Below are 22,742 nucleotides of genomic sequence, written 5' to 3' on the forward strand. Positions count from 1 at the left end.
TTCCCCCTTTTTCTCGCTTATTCTCCCGTCGCCAAACGCAGCACCGTATGATACAAAACATTCGCTCCGGCCGCGCAGTCCTCCTTCGTGCTCCATTCATCCGGACTATGGCTGACCCCATCTTGCGAGCGGACAAAAATCATCCCGATCGGACAAAGCCCCACTAGCTGCACTCCGTCATGGGAAGCGCCGCTAGGAAGGGAGAAAACATCCAAACCAAGTTTTTGACATGCCTCTTTCGCTGCGTTTTGTACAAGTTCGGAACATAATACAGGAGGCATCTCTTGCAATAGCTCGGTAGTGACCTTCACGTTTCGCTCTTTGCCAATCTTTTGCGCTTGTTCGTTAATCGACTGTAATACGTTATCGCGCACTGCCGCGTCCAAATCCCGCAAATCAAGAACAAATTCAACCCGCTCCGGAATGATGTTAATGCCGCCCGGAAAGACGTGCAGCTGTCCGACGGTGCCGACGGTCGTTCCCGTTTCTTTCGCCTCTTGCTCGATTACTTCAATGATTTGGGCTGCCGCCACAAGCGGATCGCGGCGCAGTAGCATCGGCGTCGCCCCTGCATGTTCCGCTTTTCCTTCCACCGTAAATTTGACCCACACGAGTCCGGCAATGCCGGTGACAATGCCAACCGGAAGATTCGCTTCTTCAAGCACCCGTCCTTGTTCAATATGTAGTTCCACATAGGCTTTGACCGATCCCGGTTTTCGCGCTGCTTTTCCGATGTGATGCGGATTTAGCCCCGCTTCTTGCATCGCTTCGGCAACCGACACGCCGTTTGCATCCTGATAGTTTAGCTCGTCTGCTGACAACGCCCCCGCCATAGCGCGGCTGCCGATCATCCCGAAGCGAAAGCGCGCCCCCTCTTCATCGGTAAATGCGACAACCTCAATCGGATGTTTGGTTTTCACCCCGTTTTCATTCATCGTCTGTACTACTTCCACAGCGGCAAGCACGCCAAGCGGGCCATCAAACATGCCGCCATTGTACACCGAATCCAGATGAGAACCGACCAGCACGACCGGCGCTTCTTTGTCTGTTCCTTCTTTCCGCCCAATTAAGTTTCCGGCTGCATCTTCATAGACAAAAAGCCCCGCCTCTTTCATATAGGCCGCAACCTTTTCTTTTGCCGCGCGCTCCTCTTTCGTAAACGACAAACGCGTAATCCCGCCCGTCGGCTGCCGGCCAATCTCCCCTAATTCCATGAGCCGCTGCCAAAGCCGTTCTTCCTGAATCACAGCATTCCCTCCCTTCACCATGATTGCGATTTACGGGTGAATTTCGGTTATGTCCTTAATTATAATATAATTATTAAAAATTTTAAATTATTTTATTTATAAAAATTTATTAAAACATATTATGAACCATGATGTTTATCTTCTCCATCCAATAAAAAAACTGGCCCAACATCGTTCAAAAAACGATATGGAACCAGCCTCACCTACATCATAAAAAAATACGATATACTTTCCGCGGCCGTCCGCGCGGATACGGATTCGTTTCGCCAATCACCTCAGCGATGCCGGCGTCCTCGAGTTCCTTTAAAATCCGTCTCGCGCTGCGCGGCAAAATTTGCATATACCTAGCCAGCTCATGCGCCTGAATCTCGTTTTTCCCCAGTTTCCGTAAAATAGCGCGCAGCTTGCTTAGCGTGGCGACGCTCAAATTCGTTTGTTGGCTAAGCTGCTGCAGCTCCTCGCTGTCTAGCGAATAATGTATCCGTTCGGCGCGCCCTAACGGACCGGCGATCGTCCCATCATCAAAGACGACCATCCAAGCGCCCCTTCCATATTTTTTCGCGTGCAGAAACGCTTTTCCGGCGTGAATCTCAGCCTCATATGCCGTCCTTCCGATGCCGATGCCGCACGTTGCGATCTCATCATGGATGTGTTCCATTTCATCCGCGGCCGGAACGGTTTTGTATTGGTCTGTCATTTCTTTTAACGCGCCTCTTGTCGTAAAAATGACATACCGCCCAGGCCCCGCGCATTTTAGCGACCCTTGGATTTTTTTCGCATATTGAAGCAATTTTTCCGTCACTTTCATTTCCATCTTGTAAATTTCATCCGTCGAAAACGCTTCCGTGGTGAGCGCGGACAAAGAATCCACTTCCATCATTTGCACGGCGATTTGCGCATTTTGAATGTCAAGCATTTCACCCGTACGAATGATCATTTGCACAACCGACTCGACGGTGGCGCGCGCCGGCAGCACCCGATACACCGGAACGCCAAGCTTTTCTAATTCTAGATGAGCCGTCCGCAAGCAGGTTACCGCCGCCTTTATTTTTCCTCGCTTCCATAATGTATAATGATACTCCGCCAACTCTTCAGCGGAGATCCCGCCTTGATAGTGCTTCACGTACTCGACGGGCTCCCGAATCCCGACCTCTTCAAGCAGCCGTTCGATCTCCGATGGATGGTACGTATCAAAGCTCAACTGATGAACCGGAATTTGCCGCTCGTAATAAGCCTGCAAGAGCGTCCTGTATAAGCTTGCACCTGTATGCGGGACGTAAAACAACGGTACATCGACCTCGCCTGATTCCTTGACAATCGAATACGGAACCTGTCCGGAAAACAGCCACATATCGACTTTAGGAAGCAACGGGCGAATAAGATCCATAATTTCGCTTTCATCCCAATAGACAATCGGCACACAGTCAAGTTCCTTATATTCCTGCGCAATCGTTTGAATAATGTTTAACGAATCGTCTGCCGCCAATATTCCTAGCCGGATGCGAATCATTGGTTCCTCCCCTTGTTTGCAGCATGTTTGCCCGTGATAGCAATCACACGAACAGGACGTCCCCTTTCCCGCAAACCACATTGTTTTTCCTCATAATTGCCTTTTTCTTACTCTCTTTATTCTATCAAAATCATCACCTCTCTAGGGGCAAAAAGCGAAAATAAGGCAGGCCAGCAATGGCTTTTTCCCTTTACCGCTCATCCGTTTCCACCAAAACAGCACTTTCCGCTGCGCCCACCTGCTTCCGCCCAATCGATTCGTAGAGGATTCCCGCCTTGCGGGCACTTTCAAGGTCATAGCAATTCCGTCCATCGAACACAAGCGGCGTTTTCATTAAAGCAGCATACTGGCATAGGTCAAATTGCCGAATCTCTGGCCATTCCGTGAAAATGAAGCATAAATCGGCGTTCGCAATCGCTTCTTCAATCGTCGCGCAATACGTCAAATTCTCGGCAAAGATACGCTTTACGTTATCCATCCCAACCGGATCCCATACCTTCACGTTGGCGCCTTCTTCGAGCAGCACCGCAATATTGGCAAGGGCAGGAGCTTCCCTTATATCATCCGTCCCCGGCTTAAACGTCAACCCGAGCACCGCTGCTTCCCGTCCGTGAAAATCGCCAATATACGTTCTCGCCTTTTCTATTAATTTGAGCTTTTGCTTTTCATTCACGTCGATCGCGGCTCGTACCGTTTTCAGTTCATAGCCGCAGCGACTTGCAAGGTGACACAGCGCTTTCGTATCTTTCGGAAAACAAGATCCACCGTAGCCGATCCCCGCGCGCAAAAAACGGGGGCCGATGCGCGGATCCATCCCCATTCCTTCAGCGACTGCCCCAATATCAGCGCCAACGATTTCGCATAAATTGGCAATGTCATTGATATACGAGATTTTTAATGCCAAAAAGACGTTGGAAGCGTATTTAATCATTTCCGCGCTTTTTCGGTCCGTCACCACATACGGAAGCGCAAACGGGTCGTACACTTCTCTCATTACCTTCTCGGCATGGGACGATTCCACTCCTAACACGATCCTCGACGCGTATAGCGTATCGTTGACCGCCGTTCCTTGCGATAAAAACTCAGGATTAGCGACAACCTCGATATGCACGGGGTGTTTGCGATGTTCAGCGATCCAGCGCGCCAATTCATCGCCTGTACCGACGGGAACGGTAGATTTTACCGCCACCACACAGTCTTTTTCCACCGTCCGTGCAATTTGCTTTGCCGCTTCCCACACATAGCGCAAATTCACTGATCCATCCCGCTCTTCCGGGGTGCCAACAGCGATGATAATGACATCTGCCCGCCGATACGCCGCCGCATAATCGGTCGTAAACCACAACCGCTCACGATTTTTTCTTACTAACTCCTCCAAACCAGGCTCATAGATCGGAGACATTCCGCGCTGAAGCAGCATCACTTTTTCAATATCGACATCCGCGCATGCCACCCTGTGCCCCTTTTCCGCCAAACACGCGGCCGTGACGAGTCCTACATATCCTGCACCCGCTACAGCAATATCCATATTTCATCACACCTTTGATTGTTTACTCTGCTTCCAAACGTGCCTAATGTCAGGAAAAATATAGTATGCGGCAATCCAATGACACATTTCCCTAACCAAGCATCATTTCTGTCAAACCATCGGATCATTTACGTTATTTCTCGTACATATATGTTATTATAAACTATAATGAACTTCCCTTTCATTTACAACGATTACGTGGGTATGATGGGAACGGTTTCGATTCTAAAAAAGAAAAAAAGGAGAGCCGTTCACTTCTGACCGTGGCAAGCTCTCCTTCTCTTTTATCTCTTAACGGCAGACGCCGTGCTTCTTTTTTGCGCTGTCCTATGCTGCTTCAAGGCAACGTTGTCCATCACAAAGCCAATGATTGCCCCTATGATGGCAGGGACCACCCATCCTAATCCAACCGAGAAAAATGGGGACCAAGATAATAACGCCTTCAGCCACTCGGCCTTTATGCCAAACGCGTTCAAGCCGTCGTAGATGCTGAACACGGCGGTAAACAGCAAGGCCATCCCATACGTTTTCGCCGAACCTTGATAGAAGCGATGGAAAAACGACATAATCACAAGCACAATAGCTAAAGGATAAATCATCGTTAACACCGGAGCGGAAATCGAAATCAGTTGATTCAACCCTAAGTTAGAAACGGCTAAGCTAAAAATCGTAATGATCGTCACATAGGTTTTATACGATATGTTTGGCGTCACTTCATGAAAATATTGCGCGCATGCCGCGGTTAGCCCAATGCAGGTCGTTAAGCACGCTAAAGCGACAATGACGCCAAGCAATAGCTTTCCGCCGCTGCCAAATAAAAGTGCAGCCGCACTCGACAATAGATCTCCACCATTGGCAAATGGACCGTTTACAGACATTTTTGCCCCAACCAACGCAGTCGCTATATAAACTAACGCCAAGCCCATTCCCGCAATCAATCCTGCTTGAATAGTGCCTTTTACCATTGTTGACTGCTGATGTACGCCTCTATCTTTTAACGCGTTCACAACGACAATCCCAAACGCAAGCGCTGCGATCGCATCCATTGTTAAATATCCTTCCATAAACCCTTTAAAAAACGGGACGGAAGCGTATTTTTCCGTCGGTGCTTGCAGCGGATTTTTTAGCTGGATGACCCCTGCAACGCAAAGAACGGCAATAGAAAGAAGCAAAGCAGGTGTCAATATTTCCCCAATGCGATCGACCAGCTTTGACGGATTTAAGCTTAACCAATAAACGGCCGCGAAAAAGATAATGGTAAATAATAGAAGCGAAAACGCGCTGCCATTCCCGTTGAAAAACGGTTTGATTCCCATTTCATAAGTGACGCTCGCTCCCCGCGGGATACCGAAAAACGGGCCGATCGCTAAATAGATGGTAAACGAAAAGCATAAACTAAACAGAGGATGAACATAATTGCCAATCGATTGAATCCCATCTTTCGCTAGCGCAATCGCGGCAACAGACAAAATCGGCAAACTCACCCCTGTAACGACAAACCCGAAAATCGCCGGCCAAACCGCTTTCCCCGCTTCCATGCCAAGATATGGCGGAAAAATTAAGTTCCCTGCCCCGAAAAACAAAGCAAAAAGCATCAACCCCGTAAAGAAAATGTCTTTTTTCTTCATCTAAGATGCCTCCACATATGATATTTAAAATATTCTGAAAATGAAATCATTTATCCCGGTTTGCACCAAGACTTACTATTTTTGTATAATTACGACTTTTTTAATATTACATTTTTTCTTCCATTTCGTCAATCAAGACAATAGAAAAAAGCCTAGTATGAGCGCATTGCCGAGGGGCAGCGATCCGTTGCGTGGACATTTTTTTATGAAGCTGGCGGAAAGCGGGGAGAAAAAATGGAATATCCCCTTCTATGCCGCACCCCAATCGATGAGAAGCGCGAGAGTCATCATCCATATATGGCAGGGAGATGGAGTCTTCACACCAATAGCGATAGTATATTCATTTTATTACCATTGTTGTGGCATTTATAGATAAATATCTTTCATCCCAATCTCCCCGCATCCCTGTTACCATAAACGGTAACCAATCAATCACATGGAATTCGATATGAAAACTCCAACAATGATCTTCATCCGTTTTCGGCTTGAACGGCAGAAACCCATTTTCCAATCGAAGTATTCTTCTATTCATTCCTCTTTGCACTTTTATAACAAAAAAGATAGAAAAAAAGGAAGGGGATTCAACTCCCTGCCTTTTCACTCATGACATTATCCAAAATAATTGCGTAGGCCGTTGGCAATCGCATTGGTCACTTCCTGCTGGTAACGGTCTGTCGCAATGATGTCCGCTTCTGTCGGATTGCTTAAATATCCAAGTTCCACTAGTACAGACGGAAGCTTGTTTTCACGAATAACATGATAATCTCCGAAACTCACCCCGCGAAGCGGAATCGACATGATGCGGGAAAACGGATGTTCAAGCGACAATGCAAGCAAATAGTCGGAAAACATATCATAGTAATACACGGTCATTCCTTTGGCATTTTGATCCTTCGAACTATCATAATGAATGCTAATAAACGCATCGGCTTGATAGCGATACGCCGTTTGCACACGCTCGGGCAAGGAAAGGTATCGATCAGTGGAACGCGTCAGCACGACGTTTGCCCCGTATCGTTTCAGCTTTTCCTTTAACAGCTTTGCCGTTCGTAAAGTTAAGGTTTTCTCCATCGTTCCGTTCACACTTCTCGCACCGCTATCTTTGCCGCCATGTCCGGCATCGATTACCACCGTCTTTCCTTTTAATGTTTTGGACTCCGACTTGCCATCAGCACTAACGGAAACGAGCCAGCCGGCAATATAACCGATTCCTTGTCCCGGAATTTCAATTCCATACCAATTGCCGATCTTCCCTAGCACCCGGTAACGCTCTCCATACCGTGCTGTTGCTTTCACGTTCCCATCCAACGAAGGAGCCGAACGAATATTCACATCGTCATACAATACCGTCAACCATTGCGAAGTCGCAGGAGAAACAATGGATATATAATCGCTAGACACCCAGCCGATCTTTCCATCCTCTGTGATAATTTGATACCATTCTCCTCGTTTCAACATAATTTGCACTTGTTGTCCGTATGTCACTTTTTCCACACGTTCTGCCTGCAATGACGGTCTTGCCCTTACGTTCAAGGAATCAGCCGTTACCCATCCTATTCGTCTCATCTCTGTTTCCTGCTGACCATCCGAAGCGAGATAAGCCAAGGAAACCCAGCCGACGAACGAAGGTGCTACAATTTTTGCCCATCCGTCCTCCGTTTCTGCTATGTGAACGGTTTGGCCTTGCTCAAGATAGCCAATGATATTTCCATGGCTGCTTGGGATGGAACGAACGCGAAGACGATCAGCCGTCACCACTGCCTTCTTCCGCACACCAATAACATATTGCTTCGCCACCCAACCAGTTTCGCCATGATTCAACCGTAATTTGACCCAGCTCCCTTTCTTATCAAGGACGTGATATGTTTCGCCTTGATCAAGCTTTGCGAAGGCACGGTACGACGTCCCCGGCCCTATCCGGACGTTCAAATGATCCCCTTGCACGATCACCTTGTCTACCTTTGCTTTCCCTTGAAAAACAGGTGGAAAAAAGGAAAAAATGATAGACACCAAAAGGAAGGAAACTACTAATCTTATATGTAAACGACTCAACCTTTCTTACTCCTCCTCTTCATTTCCGTCTACTATATATTTCGATATCACGAAATATTTTCCTGTCCGTTTAAAAATAGGAAGTTGGGTTATTTTTTGAAGAATAAAGCGGTTTCCTATTAGAAAGATAGGCAGCAATGAATTAAATAGCAGGAACAGAAAAAACATATTAAAAAATGTCCAAAGAATTGCTTACTTTCCACCAAAAACAACCTATTAGAGAATTTACCAAATAAAAAATAAAAAAAGAGCGTACCGCCTTCGCGGCAACGCTCTTCCGACAAGCTTTGGGGGAAAACCAGGCATTTGTCATTTTAAGTTGCCCGGAACGGATTTAGAAAGTCTTCCCGAATTGGACGCCGCAACTGGCGATACCGCTGGGCGTAAAATGCGCATATCGTTTCACCACCTCCTTTGCCGCTAATGTTTTGCCATCCCATTAAGCATTCAAATCGCCTAGCGGCGCGGCATCATCGTGCCGATGTCACTGGATTGCCGATTGCTGTGCATGAATCAAACGCAGCACTTGTTTAATTTTTCGTTTTTCATACGGGCAAGGGCGCTTTCCTTTACGTATGCGGTACAACGGACAATGATTCCCTTGGCACGCCGGGCGGAAAAAACAGGCTTGGCACGTTTCGTCTTGTTCTTCTCCCGACATAACCCATAAGGCCAATTTATCAAAATCGACGTCCATCGTTCCATCGGCATGAAGCCGTCCGACATGGTTATATTCCTCGTCAAGGAAACACGTACATTTATACACTTGACCGTTGGACCCAATGACAAACGAATGCGGCTTGGCCGCATAACAAACCGCCCCGGAAGGCATGAGCATCGACTCAATGATCGAGCTCATCTGCAGCCCTTTGTTGATCCCTAATTCCGTAAACTCCCATATTTTCGTTTCTGCGGTACGATGGTCGCAGATCGGCAGCGCTTCATCGTTCGCTCCGCCCCATTTTCCAACAGGACGGCAGAAAATTTGAAAGCGCGAGTCTCCGGCAAAATAACGGGCCAACTCTTCTAAAAACGTCGGAACATGGGAAAGATTGTCTTCATCAAAATTAATACGAATATAAATTTCAAACGAATCATCTAACGTCTGTATATCGAGCAGATGATTGACGATCGTCTCATACGTCGGCCCCCGACTCGCAAGGGCCCGGCGTGAATCATGCACGTCTTTGCTTCCATCCAGCGTCACCATAAAGCGATTCACTTTATATTTCAATAAACGCTGCAATGTTTCTTTGGATAAATAATAGCCGTTCGTGGACATTTCCGCTTGATACGTGACGCCGTGCCGCTCCGTCCATTCGACGATCGCTTCGCTTAACTCTTCGATAATGTCCAGCGCCAGCAACGGTTCGCCGCCAAACCAGCTGACCGTAAGATGCTCGAGCCGCGGAATTTTCTTTTCCAAAAAACGTTTTAACCCATTGATGACATCGCGGCTCATATTTCCGCGCGAAAAATCTTGATAGCAGTATGTACAGCGGAAATTACACGCTTCTGTCGGAAGAACAATCAGATGCATTACATCCGTCCGGTGTAAAGTTTGATGCAAAAACTGGGCGCGCTGTTTTTCATTTACACTCTCTGCGACGAGAAACCCGCATTCGACAAGCGTTTTTTCAACAGGCAATAAGTCACGGTCGATGCCGCTTGGCTTTAACGCTTGCAGCACCGTTTTTTTCTCTTCCTCCGCAACAACGCCGACCGCCCCTGTATAACTGTTGTAAAGAATAAGCTCACCGTTTTTGGCTTGCGAAATCGCGTTAAAGCGAGATGGAATCCACTTCATGTTTCTCTAACACCCTTTTTGTCACTTATCATATAAAAACTTGCCGTTTCTTGCTGTTACATCGGTCACAATACCAATACCGCCCGCTACGCCACTAAATTATTGTAAAAAAGCAAACAGCGAAAAACCCATCTTATTCTTAAATATTAGGTTAATATTTTTCGAAAAAATTTTGACAAGGAACCAACAGCAAGGAAAAGAAACAGAGGCGCTTTGGACGGAAGATCAGATCGTAGGATGTCTAAGGGGCAAAAAACTCCCACTTAAAGGGGCGTTCCTGGAGTAAAGAAATCCGGGGAAAGTGCGTCCCCGGATGGAAGCGGATTTTTTGGTGATTGATGCATAGATGATGCGTTCGATAAATGGAATTCCTTGACTTGAAATATTTTCGTCATTTCTAGGCTTGGGACTTCCCCAAGCAATAGAAACGAAAAGAGCGAACCGTCTTGACCAATCTCCTTTTAAAAAATGCGCACATCGATACTATTCCATCCACTGTCACAGTTCAGTCACATAAAAATCAGAAAGATGCATTAAATCATGAACAATTTCCGATGGCTGTTTATGGGTTGTGTCATAAATATATTTTTTATTTCCAGCAGAGCTTCCCAGTTTTTTCAACAAGAATAAGGAACGGTCGATTAAATGGTCATCGCCTCGTTTATTTAAGCGCTCGATTAACTTATCTTCGCTTGCTATTAATACGATATACTTAATGGGTATATTTAAATCTGAAATATGCTGGCAAAACCATTCCAATTCACTTTCAACAACATAATCGATAACAACATTTAAATCATGCTGAACAAAATTTCTCGTTAAAGAAAGAATGTTTTTCCACGTTATGGATAGCCATTCTTCCCAAGGCGGTGCATATCCTTTTTCAATCATAAACATGATGTCATCTCCGGAAATAAGCGCAGCATATTTCAAATTTCGAGAAAGTTCCTTTGCAACTGTAGATTTGCCGACACCACATGGTCCAGATATAATGTAAATGGTTTTCTCTATGCTTGTACCCAAAGTGGTCGCCTCTCTTTTTTTATTATATATTCTAAATATGGAGCTGCTCCGTCAGAAAAATCAACATCATTCTTTAACGGAGCCAATCTCCATATCCCTTTCATCACTACACGTTGTGCCTTTCCATTGGCCGGAACGCGCCACGCTTCACTCGTTCGGATGCTCCGAAATTGCCCAGCAACTCCCCTGTCCGCTTCGATGGAATGTTCTATCCGTACCAGCCGCGCGATGCCGTTCCGCCCCAAATTCTTGAAAAACAGTTATTTTTGCTTGAAATACATAAAACGCCAAAACCGAATTACTTCGGTTTTGGCGAAAAACTTATATTTTCTAACTTATACTTCCGCTGCTATAAATCTATTTTCTTCCTGATATATCTCATTTCTTTCGTATTTGACAAACGGATCCATAATGGTAATTTTTTGTGCTTCGGCGTCGCCGACACCCGCATATAAATCAGCCGTTCCATCCCCTTTGCGAACTAAGCCGCCGCTAAAGACGACATCCGCAAGATCCGGACGCTTCGAAACACCTTCTAAAAAATGAGATCTTGTTGCGATAAGCTCAATATCGGAAAACTCCATCGTATCCGGATTCAAAACAAACACCATCGGGTAATAATGGCGGTGTCCCTCTTCATCAAAACAAGCGATATGCCCCAGCACGCCAATCAGGCCATTGGAAAGCAAGTGTGGTTCGTTTGCTCCTCCCCACTCTTCGTCGATAAACTGGCCTTCTAAGAGCGGAGCGTTCTCCATCACCTCACAAGTAAAATCATCGAGCGATGGAATTCGGATAAATCCAATTTTACCGCGTCCGCCTTTTTCACCTTGTGGTCGTGTAAGCACGCCAATCGATCCGTCTTTCAGCTCGATAAGCCTTACATCTTTCATACCGTCTGGACCTTTAGCAAACTCTTTTAAATCCGCAATACGCTTTCCTCTATAAAAGACAGTTCTCCATCCGAGGGAACTTTCCATTGTTGGATTAGAAAAGGTTTGAACCCCTCCAAAGATTAATTCACCACCAATTTTGGTGAAAAAAGGATCTTGTAACTGAAATACCGGTGCGCCTTCCCTTGGTATCCATTCCCCATTGCGATTCACGAAAAAGTATACTTCCGAATGTTCGCTGTCCCGAGGTTCTACCCGGCCGGCAATGACAAGTTCCCCTTCATCTTCAAACGGCGCTGAAATATTATAAACATCGCGGTCCCCTATACCTTTGAAAATCAATTTTTCCGGATTGAAAGGCTGCGGAGCATTTTCGAATTCTTTTAATAACATGGCACATGTCTTGGCATCCGTTTTCTTCAACCTCATAAAAGCTAACCCCCAACTCCCTGCCATTGATGTTTTACACATGATGCATGTGATTATATTACACGCTCTCGTTTGCCTAACTATAACCGTTCAGAATGAATGGCGAGTCATCTCCCCCCCATTCAGGCTTTCCCAAATAAAATGATTTCTAGATGGCTTTGATGAAACAAATGTGGAAACATGCTTTCATCAAACGAACTCCTTCGCTTTACACCATCTCCAAAATTACAAGCAAGAATTATAACATTAATTCTACATTCCTAACTTATTTAGTCAATCATCATTTTTTGCCTTATTCGCGAGTTATCGCCATTTATTCGTATTTTTGCAGTTTAAGAATCATATCATCCTCTATTTCTCCAGATTACTATGCGAACATTACAGAAATTAAATGCAACATTACAAATATTAGTTGAAAAAGGAAGGGGCAGGCAAGACCGATTCCCTAATCTTGGATAAAAAATCATTCGATCAAGCACTGCCGTTGATGGCTGATACGCTTAAATCGTCTAAAGAAATGGTTTTGCCATCTAAATGTCTTATCTTAATGATCTTTCGCTCCGAAGGAAGCAAGTCAAAGAAATTGTCAGAAAAAATAATTTTTTCAGCCGGAAGTTCCAGTTTTACAAAACGGGCAAAACAATCCGTACAAATTTCTACTTCTTGTTTTTCCGGGATCACTTTGACTTGCAGCTTCGCTTTAGGGAGCTGAAGATCCTTATGATTTCTCAAGTAATAATAATTTTCTTCTGCTTTTTTCTTCAGCGATTTTAAGCGGACAACCACTTGTTCCGCAGGTTGGCCTTGCAAAACCTCCGCTTCTGTTAAGGAAGCAATGCGAGTCGAAGTATTCGCTTTCACATGGATCAAAAATTCTTTGGAATACACTAACTCGCCATTAAAACGAAACACTTCAAACACCAGTATATCTTCCACATCTTCTAATCGGTCATTCACAATCCATAGATGCAAATCATCACCAGGGTCATGTTCAAGCATAAATAAAAGTGGAGCATTAAATTTTTTACTATAATAATATGAAGCTTTTGGCAAAAGGTAATAGTCAATCATGGACCAACTTGTTCCAGGCCAGCAATCGTTCAATTGCCAGATTAAAGCTCCGCTTGTTTGCGGTTTATTACGGCGATAATGTTCCATTCCATACTTTAAACCTTCGGCTTGCGTGAGCATCGAATAATTCATGTATTCCTCCACATTTTTTGGAACGCCGGTATACCCTTCCATTAATAAAATCCCTTTTATATGATGATAATCTTTATTGCGATATGCCAGCTCATCGCTGCCCCAATAAAAAGTTCCCTCAGGCAGATTTTTTTCCAGCGTATAGCGATTGGCAGAAGCATGCATGCCAAACTCGCTGCAAAACCGGGTGCGATCCTTCTTATAATTTCGAAACGAAACCCCCTCCACACTGATGTTTTGCCCTAAATTCTGGCCAAATTTCCGGGGTTCGACATTTCCATGCCAAACTTGCCAATTATGACGATCGCCTTCCTCTTCCGAGTTGTGGTCATTTCCGCCATATGGCGAGCTTGGCCAGTAAACCCTTGAAGGATCCAATTCTTCCAATAGTTCAGGAATTAACTCATGATAGATTTTTTCCCCGTAAAAAGGAGTATGAATGTTCCCGGCAGCACGCTCCACTTCATATAACCAATCGTTTTCGTTATTTCCGCACCATAAAGCGATGGAAGGATGATTCCGCAGCCGCTTAATCACCGAAACCACTTCTTCCCGGACATTTTCCATATAATTGCGGTTGTAATCCGGGTATAATGCACAGGCAAACATAAAGTCCTGCCAAACTAAAATCCCTTGACGATTGCATTCCTGATAAAAAATGTCTTTTTCATAAATCCCTCCGCCCCATACACGCAGCATATTCATATTCGCTTCTTTTGCCAGTTGAATAAGATGGCGATAGCGCGATTCCGGGGCAGATCCTAAAAAGCTATCAACAGGAATCCAGTTTGCTCCTTTGGCAAAAATCTCTACTCCATTTAACACAAAGGTAAACCGCGGATTCCCTTCGCGATCTCTTTGCATGACTTCCATCGTGCGAATCCCAATTTCGGTTTGATACGTATCAAGAACTTCATCTTCCCATTTTAAAACGACAGATAATTGATAAAGATTTGGCTCTCCTAAATCATGCGTCCACCAAAGGTTTGGATGGTCGATGTTTAATTTCAGCGTCGCCCGATCTTGTTCCATATTTACGGTTTGGAAAAATTGTTGTTCTGGATCTTTTAGCGTAATTTCCGCGTGCAACGGTTTTCCCTTAACAAAGCTTTTTGTGTAAATATCTATTTGAACAAGAGCCCGAGAATCTTGGATATCAAGCGTTCTTGCGTAAACACTTTCGATTTTGGCAATTTTTCTTTTTTCCAAACGTACCTCTTTCCAAATTCCTACCGTTAAAATTTGCGGACCCCAGTCCCAGCCAAAATGATATTGAGCCTTGCGCGCCCATATGCGGTCTTTGCCAAATCCAGCCCAATAATTCTTCTCCTTATCCTTTAACTGATAGGAGACAGGATTAAATTTCACAGCCAAGACATTTCTTCCGTCCACGATTTCTCTAGTCACATCAAAAGTATGAGAAATGAACATATTTTCCGTAGACCCTAATTCCACTCCATTTAAATAAACAGTCGCAAAAGTATCCAGCCCTTCAAAAATCAACTCCAGCCGTTCATCTTGATCTAAGTTTTTTTCAAAGGTAAATTCCGTACGATACCACCAAACCTTTTCTTCCACCCATTTCGATTTCAAATCATTATGGCCAAAAAAGGGATCATCAATCAAATTTTTTTCCCGCAAAATCGAATGTACGTCTCCCGGCACCTTTGCGGACATCCAAAAGTGATCAATATAGTTCGGATCCGCAATCGTCAAATCCCTTACTTGTCCTACGTCAAAATATTGTATTTTCCAATTTTTGTTAATTAACACAGTTCACTCCCCCTCATCATCGCAAAGAAAAAGAGACCGAATCTTATTCATCGTTCGCAAGCGGTCTCTTATATAAAGAATTCTTTATCGCAGCCGGTCTACAACGCCGTTTGGTCATTTTTGGCCAGCCATTACTTCAATACAAACTGCATTCCCTCTTTAAAGTTTTTGCTAAAGATAATGAATAGGATAAGAATCGGCAATGTCAGCAATACCGAAGCCGCATACATTGGCCCCGGATATGCTCCATACGGGCCAAACATCTGCGCCAGCAATACGTTTAGCGTCAGCAATTTTTCATTTCTAACCACCAGCATATCCCATAAAAGTTCTACCCATCTTTCCATAAAGAGGAACAGGAATATAATCGTTGTGATGGACTTAGACATTGGCAAGACAATTCTCGTAATGATGGTTAATTGCCCTGCCCCATCCATTTTTGCCGCTTCAATCAGCTCATCAGGTATGCTGCGGAAGAAGTTCGTATACATAAATATGGCCCACAAATTCACAGCCTTTGGCAGGATCATGGCCCAATATGTGTCATACATTCCAGAGTAACGAACAATCAAAAAGAGCGGAATCAATAGGATAATCGCCGGATAAAACATTTGAAACAAAATGACATTGTTGATCAAACGGCTGCCTTTAAACTTTAATTTCGCTAAAGAATAGCCCACTAGAATCGCCGTCACCAGCATGAGCGCAGTAGAAGACAAGGTGACCAGTATGCTGTTAAAAAAGGCGCGCAGCCATGGTCTAGGAACAACATCTTCCCCGCCGGCAAATAACCATTCATACGAACGCAGGGTCAGCTTCGTTGGAATAATTTTACGGTCCACTTGTTCCCATGGGGCTAGAGAGCTTAAAACCATATATATGTAAGGAAACACCATGATGATCAGAACAACAAAAGCCAACACGTATAACAGCGTGGTTTTTATTTTTTTACTCCCAACCATGTCTTGCACCCCACTTTTCCAAAACCTTTCTAAACACGAGAACTGACACGAATGTCACCACCGAGTTGATGATCGCTACGGTTGTTCCATACCCAGCATTTAATTTTTGGAATGCTTGATTATAAATTTCCAACTGCCATGTATGTGTCGAATAATCTGGTCCGCCTCCCGTTAATACGTACGGTTCCGTAAAGATTCCAAACATGAGGCCTACCGCTAAAATGGTGACGGTATAAAATGACGGATACAACATCGGAAGGGTTACGTACCAAAACCTTTTCCATCCCACGGCGCCATCCATTTCAGCTGCTTCATAGACTTCTTTCGGTATGCTTTCTAAACCAGATAAAAACAACAGTGCATAGTAGCCCATGAATTTCCATGCCATCATAAGGGCAATGATCAACGGCGCTAAAATCGGAGAACCTAGCCAATCGATATCCAAGCCCAAATATCGGCGAAGGAAAGCGTTGAACGGGCTGTTATAAGATAATACCCCTTTGACGACAATGGCAGAAGCTACTCCGGATGCCAAATAAGGCAAGAAATATCCTACAGAAAACAGTCCTTTCAGCCTAGGCAAAGAATGGATAATCAAAGCCAAAAAGAGAGAACCCGCAATAACAATAGGAACAAACATCAACATAAATTTATAAGTAACCCAAAACGCAGCCCGGACGCTTTCACTAAAAAACGCTTCGATAAAATTTCGCAGTCCAACCATTTCATAATCAGGCGCAATTAAGTTCCAATTGGTAAAAGCCAAATAAACGGCCCATAGCAGCGGAAACAGAAAGAAGATGAGCGAATAGATAAGGTATGGGCTGGCCAAAAGCCAACCCACCCTTGCCGTGCTTTTATTCATTTACTTTAACACCCCGTTAATGGCATTTTTCATATCTTTCCAGGCTTTTTCAGCGGTTTTTTGGCCTTTGACAACCGGATTTAATGCTTCTTTGCCGATCAATTCTTGAATGTCTACTACTTTTTCGTTATCCACAGGCGGGATTGCGTTTGGAATATTTTCCGCATATTGTTTCAATTGAGGGTTTGCCGCAAGATAAGACGCAAACGCTTTATTGGTTGATAAATCATCACGCGCAGGCGGTAAATTGGTTTGCTTGAACCAAGCTAAATCGTTATTTGCATCTGAATATACCCACTTCACAAAGTCGAATGCTGCTTGCTGTTGTTCTTTTGTGGCAGAAGCATAAATCACCAGACCTTTTGTATCTGCAAATGTTTTGGCGTTTTTCGGATCTACATCATCTGGCACAGGCGGCAAAGATAAGACATAATTTTGATTGAATTTCATTTCTGGGAATTTTTCAGCCCAATACGGGAATGTCCATGGCCCCAGATCTGCCATAATGGCTGTCGCATTTTCAAATGGGTCCGTTGCTTTTCTAGTCAACAGCAAATCATTTTTGCTTAAATCATGAAAGAATTGAAGGGTTTTTACACCTGCTTCGTCATCCGCCACAAATTTATTTCCTTTTACGAAGCTGTTTCCATTCGAAGCGGCATTATACAACATGAAGAAATCAAACCATCTTGCCCACCAGGTTGGTTGCACTAAATCAGCCCGCGCCCATAGAAACTTGTCAGGATACTTTTTCTTTAATTTTTTGCCAAGCTCAATAACCTCACTATACGTTTTTGGCGGCGCATTATATCCAAGCTCTTTGAGAATGTCCATTCTCCAGCCAAACAACATCGCGTTGGAATAAATAGGTAAAACGTATTGATGGTTATCGGCAAATTTCCATTTTGAAATCGTTTCCTTCATTTGGCGTTTGCTAATTAACTCATCAAAACCTTTAAATTCGTCCAATGGCACAATTGCATGATTCGCTGCTAACTGGGCGGCAAAACCGCGAGAAATATTTTCAGAGATCACAGGCGCATTCCCTGATGCAATGGCGGATTGGATCCCGGCTTCAGAAGAAGGGCTTTCCGGCATTGGCGAAACCTTGATTTTCACGTTTTTATGTTCTTTCATATAATTATCGGCCATCTTTTTCCAAAAGCCTTGTTGGGTAGGGTTAGGCGCGGCCCAGAAATCCACTTCCACCACATTGTTTGCCCCGCCGCCTTTGTCATTTTTCCCTTCATTCCCATTTTGCCCTTGGCAGCCCGTGCCAACGAGAGCCACGGCAAGCAATGCGGCGATGAGTTTCGTAAACCCTTTCTTTTTCATGTTTTGCTCCTCCTTTATTCAAGCTTAAATGAACCTATACAATAAAAGCATACCAAAATGGGTGATTAGCCTGACCATTAGAATGGTTTCTGTACATTTTTGTATTCCGAGTATGCATTTTCACCCCCATCATCCGCCAGATGATATTTTTTCCATAAAAAACGCCGCTATGCTTCATCGCTATTATAAATACGTTAATTTCGACATGATTTCCTGCAAACTAAGTTCTGCGCCGGCCATAGATTCATCGGCCGCACCATAGTAGATTCGAACGGTATCTCCTTCTACAACGACACCGCAAGTAAACACGACATTGCCAAAGAAACCATTTTTTTCATAATCCGCTTCGGGTTCTAAAATAGGCTCTTTTGTTTTGGCGAGAACTTTGGCCGGGTCATGAAGATCCAAGAGCACAGCTCCTAAACAATAGCGGTCATTTTTATCAGCGGCATGATAAATCGCTAACCAGCCTTTATCTGTTTTAAACGGAACCGCGCCTCCGCCAATGCGGCCATTGTCCCAGCCTTCTTCGCTAAGGCCTAACAAATATTGATGATTTCCCCAATAAAGAAGATTGTCTGATTCAGCAATCCAAATTTCGGGCCGGCCAATTCCTTTTGGCACCGGACGATGCAATGCATAGTATTTTCCGTTAATTTTTTCAGGAAAAATGGCCACATCTTTATTTTCCGGGTGAAAAATCAATCCGTGGCGTTCGTAAGTCACAAAATCTTTTGTTGATACAAGCCCTACGCCAATTCCTTCGGCCGACACCGCACTATATTGAATGTAATAGGTATCATCGATCTGCGTCACGCGCGGATCTTCAATCCCCCATGCTTCCCGTTCCGTTCCCGGATAGATGAAAGGGTTCTCATCAATGGTGAAGCGGCGACCATCTTTGCTGCGGGCAATACGAATATACGACAAAGACGTAAGATAAGCGACTCTACGATGCAAATCGTTGTAAAGAATCGCACGCGGATCGGAAAAATCAAACCGCGAATCATCTTTACGTAGCTCGATCACTTTCAGTTTTCCTTCTCCGCTTGAAAAATCAATGACAGGAGCTTTGACGATATTCGGATCTTCGCTGATTGGGCGTTCAGCGACGCGAAGCAATAACAGCACTTCGCCATTGTATTGGGCGACCCCGGCGTTAAAAACCCCAATCACCTCATGGTCGCGGTGAAATGGCTTCACATCGTTCGGAGTGATTAACGGATTTTCCAGAAAACGATGGACTCTCACCATAAATAATCTCCTCCAACCTTTTTATTCGTTTATCAACTTATAGTCAATGAAAGAATGGAACGAATCCTTCTTCCCGCCGAAGAAATGAAACAAACCAAAAACGAATGGCATCGTCTCGCATCTTTGCCTTTAAAAAATCCTATGCTAGATGCACGCTATTATGAAAACGCTTTAAAATGATGGTGTAAAAAGAGGATGCAGATGCATCAAAATGTTGTAACGTTACATTTCCTATCTGTAAACATATAATTTTGTTTTTGTAACTTCACAAGAAAATTATTCCACCTTTCATTCTTATAGTCAATAGCTTTTTTATAAATTACATTACAAAACTTTGAACTTCCTAAATTTCTATACAAAAATAAAAAGCTTGCCTAAACAAAAAAATATATGTATATTACAAATGTAATGTAAATCATGTAATGTTTGTAATGTTACATAATTCGTATTCATTGGCTGATTTATTTCTCGTTGAGACCGGGAATCATGTGAAGATGCCGAAAAAACTCTGTTTTGTCATGGATGGAAGGATGGTTTCTTTTCTTTCCAATTTGGTTAATTCTTATTACAATATTAGTTGAAAGCAAATGGAATACTTTGGTTCATGGAATGTTTTATAAGAATAGTAGGTGTGAAGATGAAAAAGAGAGTAACGATGCAAGATATCGCAGATCGATTAAATATATCGAAGAACTCCGTATCACAAGCATTAAGGGGAAAACAGGGAGTCAGCGAGGAAACACGGCAGCTGATCAAGCGCGTTGCTGAGGAAATGGGTTATCAATATCCAGGACCGCGAAAGAAAAAGAAACAAGGAAAAACGGGAAACATCGGATTAATCGCTTCGGATTTAACATTTTCCTTTAAAAATTTTTTTGGAGAAATTTATTTGAGCATCGAAAAAGAAGTAATAAAACGGGGCATGAACTTACACATTCAGTCGGTGAATCAAGAACAAAAAGAACGGCTTATTTTGCCTTCATTTATCGAAAATAAACTGGTAGACGGGATCCTGATTCTTTCTCATATCAGCACGGAATACATTAATAAAGTGATTGCCACTGGCATTCCAACCATACTCGTCGATCACCATCATCCTAATATTCAGGCAGATGCCGTATTAACCAACAATCGCTTTGGCGCCTATCTTGCCGTCCAGCATTTAATCGAACTGAATCACCGGGACATCGCTTTTGTCGGCAATATCGATTATTCGCCAAGCTACGAGGAACGATATGAAGGATACTTGCTTGCCTTGAAAGATTATGGAATTAAACCAAACGAACATTTTATTTTTAAAAACGCGGAAGAAAAAGAAGAAGTCATCTTCCAATATATTCGGCAATTAAAAAAGCAGCCGACCGCATGGTTTTGCGCCAATGACGGATTGGGATTCCTGGTGAATTCATGCCTGCAGCAACAAGGCATTCAAGTACCGGAGCAAGCATCGGTATGCAGCTATGATAATGGGCAGCTGTCCAAAATAGCGACCCCAAAAACCACCACCGTGGACATTGATTTGGAGTTATACGGAAGAAGAGCGGTAGAGCTGCTGTTCTGGAGAATGGAGAACAAAAACGAACCATTCCAAGAAATCCTGCTCGCATCCAAACTGATTAAAAGGGAATCGACCGCATTAGCGCCAAAACAATCATAAACCTTCTCCAAAAAAGCCGCATGCAAGAGACTGGCCCGACACATTTGGGATTCCGTCTCTTCTTTATTATTGACAGCCTCCCGCTAAACGCCGTTGCGCGGGAGTCCTTTTCATCGGGGCGGTGACAGCGGAGCGGCCTTCGAAAGCAGACAAAAGATGCCGATGCAAACATACGAAAAGGAGCGGAGCACAAAAGAAGATGTTCCACTCCTTTTTATAAACATTGCCGCTTCCAGCGAATAATGAGAGGATTTTCTTCGTACCGATAAATGTGCATGCCTATTCCTGCCTTTCGTATTTAATGAATGGATCGACAATGGTAATTTTTTGCGCCTCCGCATCGCTAATTCCCGCATAGAGGTCCGCCGTTCCATCCTTTTTCCGAATTAACCCGCCGCTAAATACGACATCGACAAGATCCGGCCGCTTTGCAGGGCCTTCGAGAAAATGCGAACGCGTCGCGATCAATTCGATATTCGAAGTTTCCATCGTATCCGGGTTCAATACAAACACCATCGGATAATAATGACGGTTGCCTTCTTTATCCAAATAAGCAATGTGTCCGAGAACTCCGACCAGCCCATTCGCAAGCAAGTGCAGTTCATTGACCCCGCCCCATTCCTCATCGATGAATTGATTATTCAAGAGCGGAGCGCTTTTGATCACTTCCGCCGTCAAATCATCTAGCGACGCGATGCGGGTAAATCCGATTTTTCCGCGTCCTCCTTTTTCTCCTTGCGGGCGCGTAAATACGCCGATCGACCCGTCTTTCAGCTCGACTAATCGAATGTCTTTCATCCCATCCGGACCTTTGGCAAACTCTTTTAAACTAGCGACATTCTTCCCTCTGTAGAAAACCGTTCTCCAGCCTAAAGTGCCCTCGATGGTTGGATGAGGGAAAATTTGCACCCCGCCGAAAACTAAATGGCCATGAATTTTCGAAACAAATGGATCCTGCAGGGCAAAAACAGGCGCTCCTTCCCTCGGCGTCCATTTCCCATCCCGCTGGACAAAGAAATAAACTTCCGAGTGTTCGCTACCTCTTGACTCCACTCGGCCGGCTATGACCAGCTCTCCCTCATCTTCAAACGGCGCGGAAATATTATACACGTCTCTTCCTCCCACGCCCGTAAACACTAGTTTTTCCACCTTAAACGGCTGCGCCGCATATCGTAACTCTTCCAATAATGCCCTGCATGTTTTGATCGAAGGCCTCCTAAATAACATAAAACACCTCCCAAATGTGTATGATATATGATCAATGAAATTGTGCTTTCCATTACTAAACAAATTACAATAGGAATTCTCACATTACAAAAAATATTTAGTCGACACCTTTCATTCGATGGCATTAATAAAATTTTCCTTATATATAACAGATTATTCTTTTATTGATCATGCTTGTTTACTCTAAAAAATTAATTTTTTCTAGCAATACCATAATTAACCATAAACAAAAAACGAACCTTTTCAAGAAATTCTACTTTCGCCGAAACTGATCAAGCGGGAATCCACCGCTTCGCTCCGAACAAACACCAATAAACATACCAAAAGAGCGGAACACCAAAGAAGGTGC

Annotated in this window: 15 protein-coding genes; 1 reads left to right on the forward strand and 14 read right to left on the reverse strand. The window is 44.0% G+C overall.

All coding sequences use genetic code 11. The annotated features are described in order from the left end of the window. Positions 1–17: 17 nt before the first annotated feature. From HT574_RS07085 to HT574_RS07145, 13 genes are all read right to left on the reverse strand, one after another. Positions 18–1,247 (reverse strand): Zn-dependent hydrolase, encoded by a 1,230-nt coding sequence (locus tag HT574_RS07085; protein ID WP_175244026.1) that lies wholly within the window; start codon positions 1,245–1,247, stop codon positions 18–20. Between the two features lie 208 nt (positions 1,248–1,455). Beyond that, a complete protein-coding gene (locus tag HT574_RS07090; RefSeq protein WP_175244027.1) occupies positions 1,456–2,757 on the reverse strand; it encodes a winged helix-turn-helix domain-containing protein in 1,302 nt (433 codons plus the stop codon). A gap of 190 nt (positions 2,758–2,947) precedes the next feature. Continuing rightward, entirely contained in the window at positions 2,948–4,285 is a 1,338-nt protein-coding gene (locus HT574_RS07095) for a UDP-glucose dehydrogenase family protein (RefSeq protein WP_175244028.1), read from the reverse strand. Between the two features lie 284 nt (positions 4,286–4,569). Next, positions 4,570–5,913, reverse strand: a complete 1,344-nt coding sequence (gene brnQ, locus HT574_RS07100) for a branched-chain amino acid transport system II carrier protein (protein WP_175244029.1) — start codon at positions 5,911–5,913, stop codon at positions 4,570–4,572. 609 nt (positions 5,914–6,522) lie between these two features. After that, complete coding sequence (locus HT574_RS07105; protein ID WP_175244030.1) at positions 6,523–7,965, reverse strand: N-acetylmuramoyl-L-alanine amidase family protein; 1,443 nt, start codon at positions 7,963–7,965, stop codon at positions 6,523–6,525. Between the two features lie 484 nt (positions 7,966–8,449). Beyond that, complete coding sequence (locus HT574_RS07110) at positions 8,450–9,772, reverse strand: radical SAM/SPASM domain-containing protein (RefSeq protein WP_175244031.1); 1,323 nt, start codon at positions 9,770–9,772, stop codon at positions 8,450–8,452. A 498-nt stretch (positions 9,773–10,270) separates the two neighbouring features. Further along, positions 10,271–10,795 (reverse strand): AAA family ATPase, encoded by a 525-nt coding sequence (locus HT574_RS07115; protein ID WP_175244032.1) that lies wholly within the window; start codon positions 10,793–10,795, stop codon positions 10,271–10,273. A gap of 335 nt (positions 10,796–11,130) precedes the next feature. Next, the gene (locus HT574_RS07120) at positions 11,131–12,117 is read right to left on the reverse strand and encodes an MTP-1 family protein (protein ID WP_175244033.1); all 987 of its coding nucleotides are present in this window, start codon (positions 12,115–12,117) and stop codon (positions 11,131–11,133) included. A 471-nt stretch (positions 12,118–12,588) separates the two neighbouring features. Continuing rightward, positions 12,589–15,093: a beta-mannosidase gene (locus HT574_RS07125; protein WP_175244034.1), complete on the reverse strand. Its 2,505-nt coding sequence runs from the start codon at positions 15,091–15,093 to the stop codon at positions 12,589–12,591. A 131-nt stretch (positions 15,094–15,224) separates the two neighbouring features. Continuing rightward, the gene (locus HT574_RS07130; RefSeq protein ID WP_175244035.1) at positions 15,225–16,055 is read right to left on the reverse strand and encodes a carbohydrate ABC transporter permease; all 831 of its coding nucleotides are present in this window, start codon (positions 16,053–16,055) and stop codon (positions 15,225–15,227) included. Beyond that, positions 16,042–16,920, reverse strand: a complete 879-nt coding sequence (locus HT574_RS07135; protein WP_175244036.1) for a carbohydrate ABC transporter permease — start codon at positions 16,918–16,920, stop codon at positions 16,042–16,044. The genes HT574_RS07130 and HT574_RS07135 overlap by 14 nt, the downstream gene beginning before the upstream one ends. After that, positions 16,921–18,255, reverse strand: a complete 1,335-nt coding sequence (locus tag HT574_RS07140; protein ID WP_175244037.1) for an extracellular solute-binding protein — start codon at positions 18,253–18,255, stop codon at positions 16,921–16,923. A gap of 183 nt (positions 18,256–18,438) precedes the next feature. Further along, the gene (locus HT574_RS07145; RefSeq protein ID WP_175244038.1) at positions 18,439–19,509 is read right to left on the reverse strand and encodes a BtaManbiosPhlase; all 1,071 of its coding nucleotides are present in this window, start codon (positions 19,507–19,509) and stop codon (positions 18,439–18,441) included. Positions 19,510–20,146: 637 nt separating this feature from the next. Between HT574_RS07145 and HT574_RS07150 the strand changes: the two genes are divergently transcribed. After that, a complete protein-coding gene (locus HT574_RS07150; RefSeq protein ID WP_175244039.1) occupies positions 20,147–21,166 on the forward strand; it encodes a substrate-binding domain-containing protein in 1,020 nt (339 codons plus the stop codon). A 279-nt stretch (positions 21,167–21,445) separates the two neighbouring features. Here the strand turns inward: HT574_RS07150 and HT574_RS07155 are convergent, their stop codons facing one another. Beyond that, positions 21,446–22,393 carry an MTP-1 family protein gene (locus HT574_RS07155; protein WP_175244040.1) on the reverse strand — a complete coding sequence of 316 codons (948 nt, stop codon included), beginning with the start codon at positions 22,391–22,393 and terminating at the stop codon, positions 21,446–21,448. Positions 22,394–22,742 lie beyond the last annotated feature (349 nt).

This window comes from Parageobacillus sp. VR-IP (genome assembly GCF_013357975.1).
GTDB lineage: Bacteria > Bacillota > Bacilli > Bacillales > Anoxybacillaceae > Saccharococcus > Saccharococcus caldoxylosilyticus.

What these genes read in the sequence shown, in the direction of transcription:
- HT574_RS07090 (WP_175244027.1), bottom strand. Translation starts at nt 2,757, where the DNA reads ATGATTCGCATCCGGCTAGGAATATTGGCGGCAGACGATTCGTTAAAC.
- HT574_RS07095 (WP_175244028.1), bottom strand. Translation starts at nt 4,285, where the DNA reads ATGGATATTGCTGTAGCGGGTGCAGGATATGTAGGACTCGTCACGGCC.
- brnQ (WP_175244029.1), bottom strand. Translation starts at nt 5,913, where the DNA reads ATGAAGAAAAAAGACATTTTCTTTACGGGGTTGATGCTTTTTGCTTTG.
- HT574_RS07110 (WP_175244031.1), bottom strand. Translation starts at nt 9,772, where the DNA reads ATGAAGTGGATTCCATCTCGCTTTAACGCGATTTCGCAAGCCAAAAAC.
- HT574_RS07120 (WP_175244033.1), bottom strand. Translation starts at nt 12,117, where the DNA reads ATGAGGTTGAAGAAAACGGATGCCAAGACATGTGCCATGTTATTAAAA.
- HT574_RS07130 (WP_175244035.1), bottom strand. Translation starts at nt 16,055, where the DNA reads ATGGTTGGGAGTAAAAAAATAAAAACCACGCTGTTATACGTGTTGGCT.
- HT574_RS07135 (WP_175244036.1), bottom strand. Translation starts at nt 16,920, where the DNA reads ATGAATAAAAGCACGGCAAGGGTGGGTTGGCTTTTGGCCAGCCCATAC.
- HT574_RS07140 (WP_175244037.1), bottom strand. Translation starts at nt 18,255, where the DNA reads ATGAAAAAGAAAGGGTTTACGAAACTCATCGCCGCATTGCTTGCCGTG.
- HT574_RS07145 (WP_175244038.1), bottom strand. Translation starts at nt 19,509, where the DNA reads ATGGTGAGAGTCCATCGTTTTCTGGAAAATCCGTTAATCACTCCGAAC.
- HT574_RS07150 (WP_175244039.1), top strand. Translation starts at nt 20,147, where the DNA reads ATGAAAAAGAGAGTAACGATGCAAGATATCGCAGATCGATTAAATATA.
- HT574_RS07155 (WP_175244040.1), bottom strand. Translation starts at nt 22,393, where the DNA reads ATGTTATTTAGGAGGCCTTCGATCAAAACATGCAGGGCATTATTGGAA.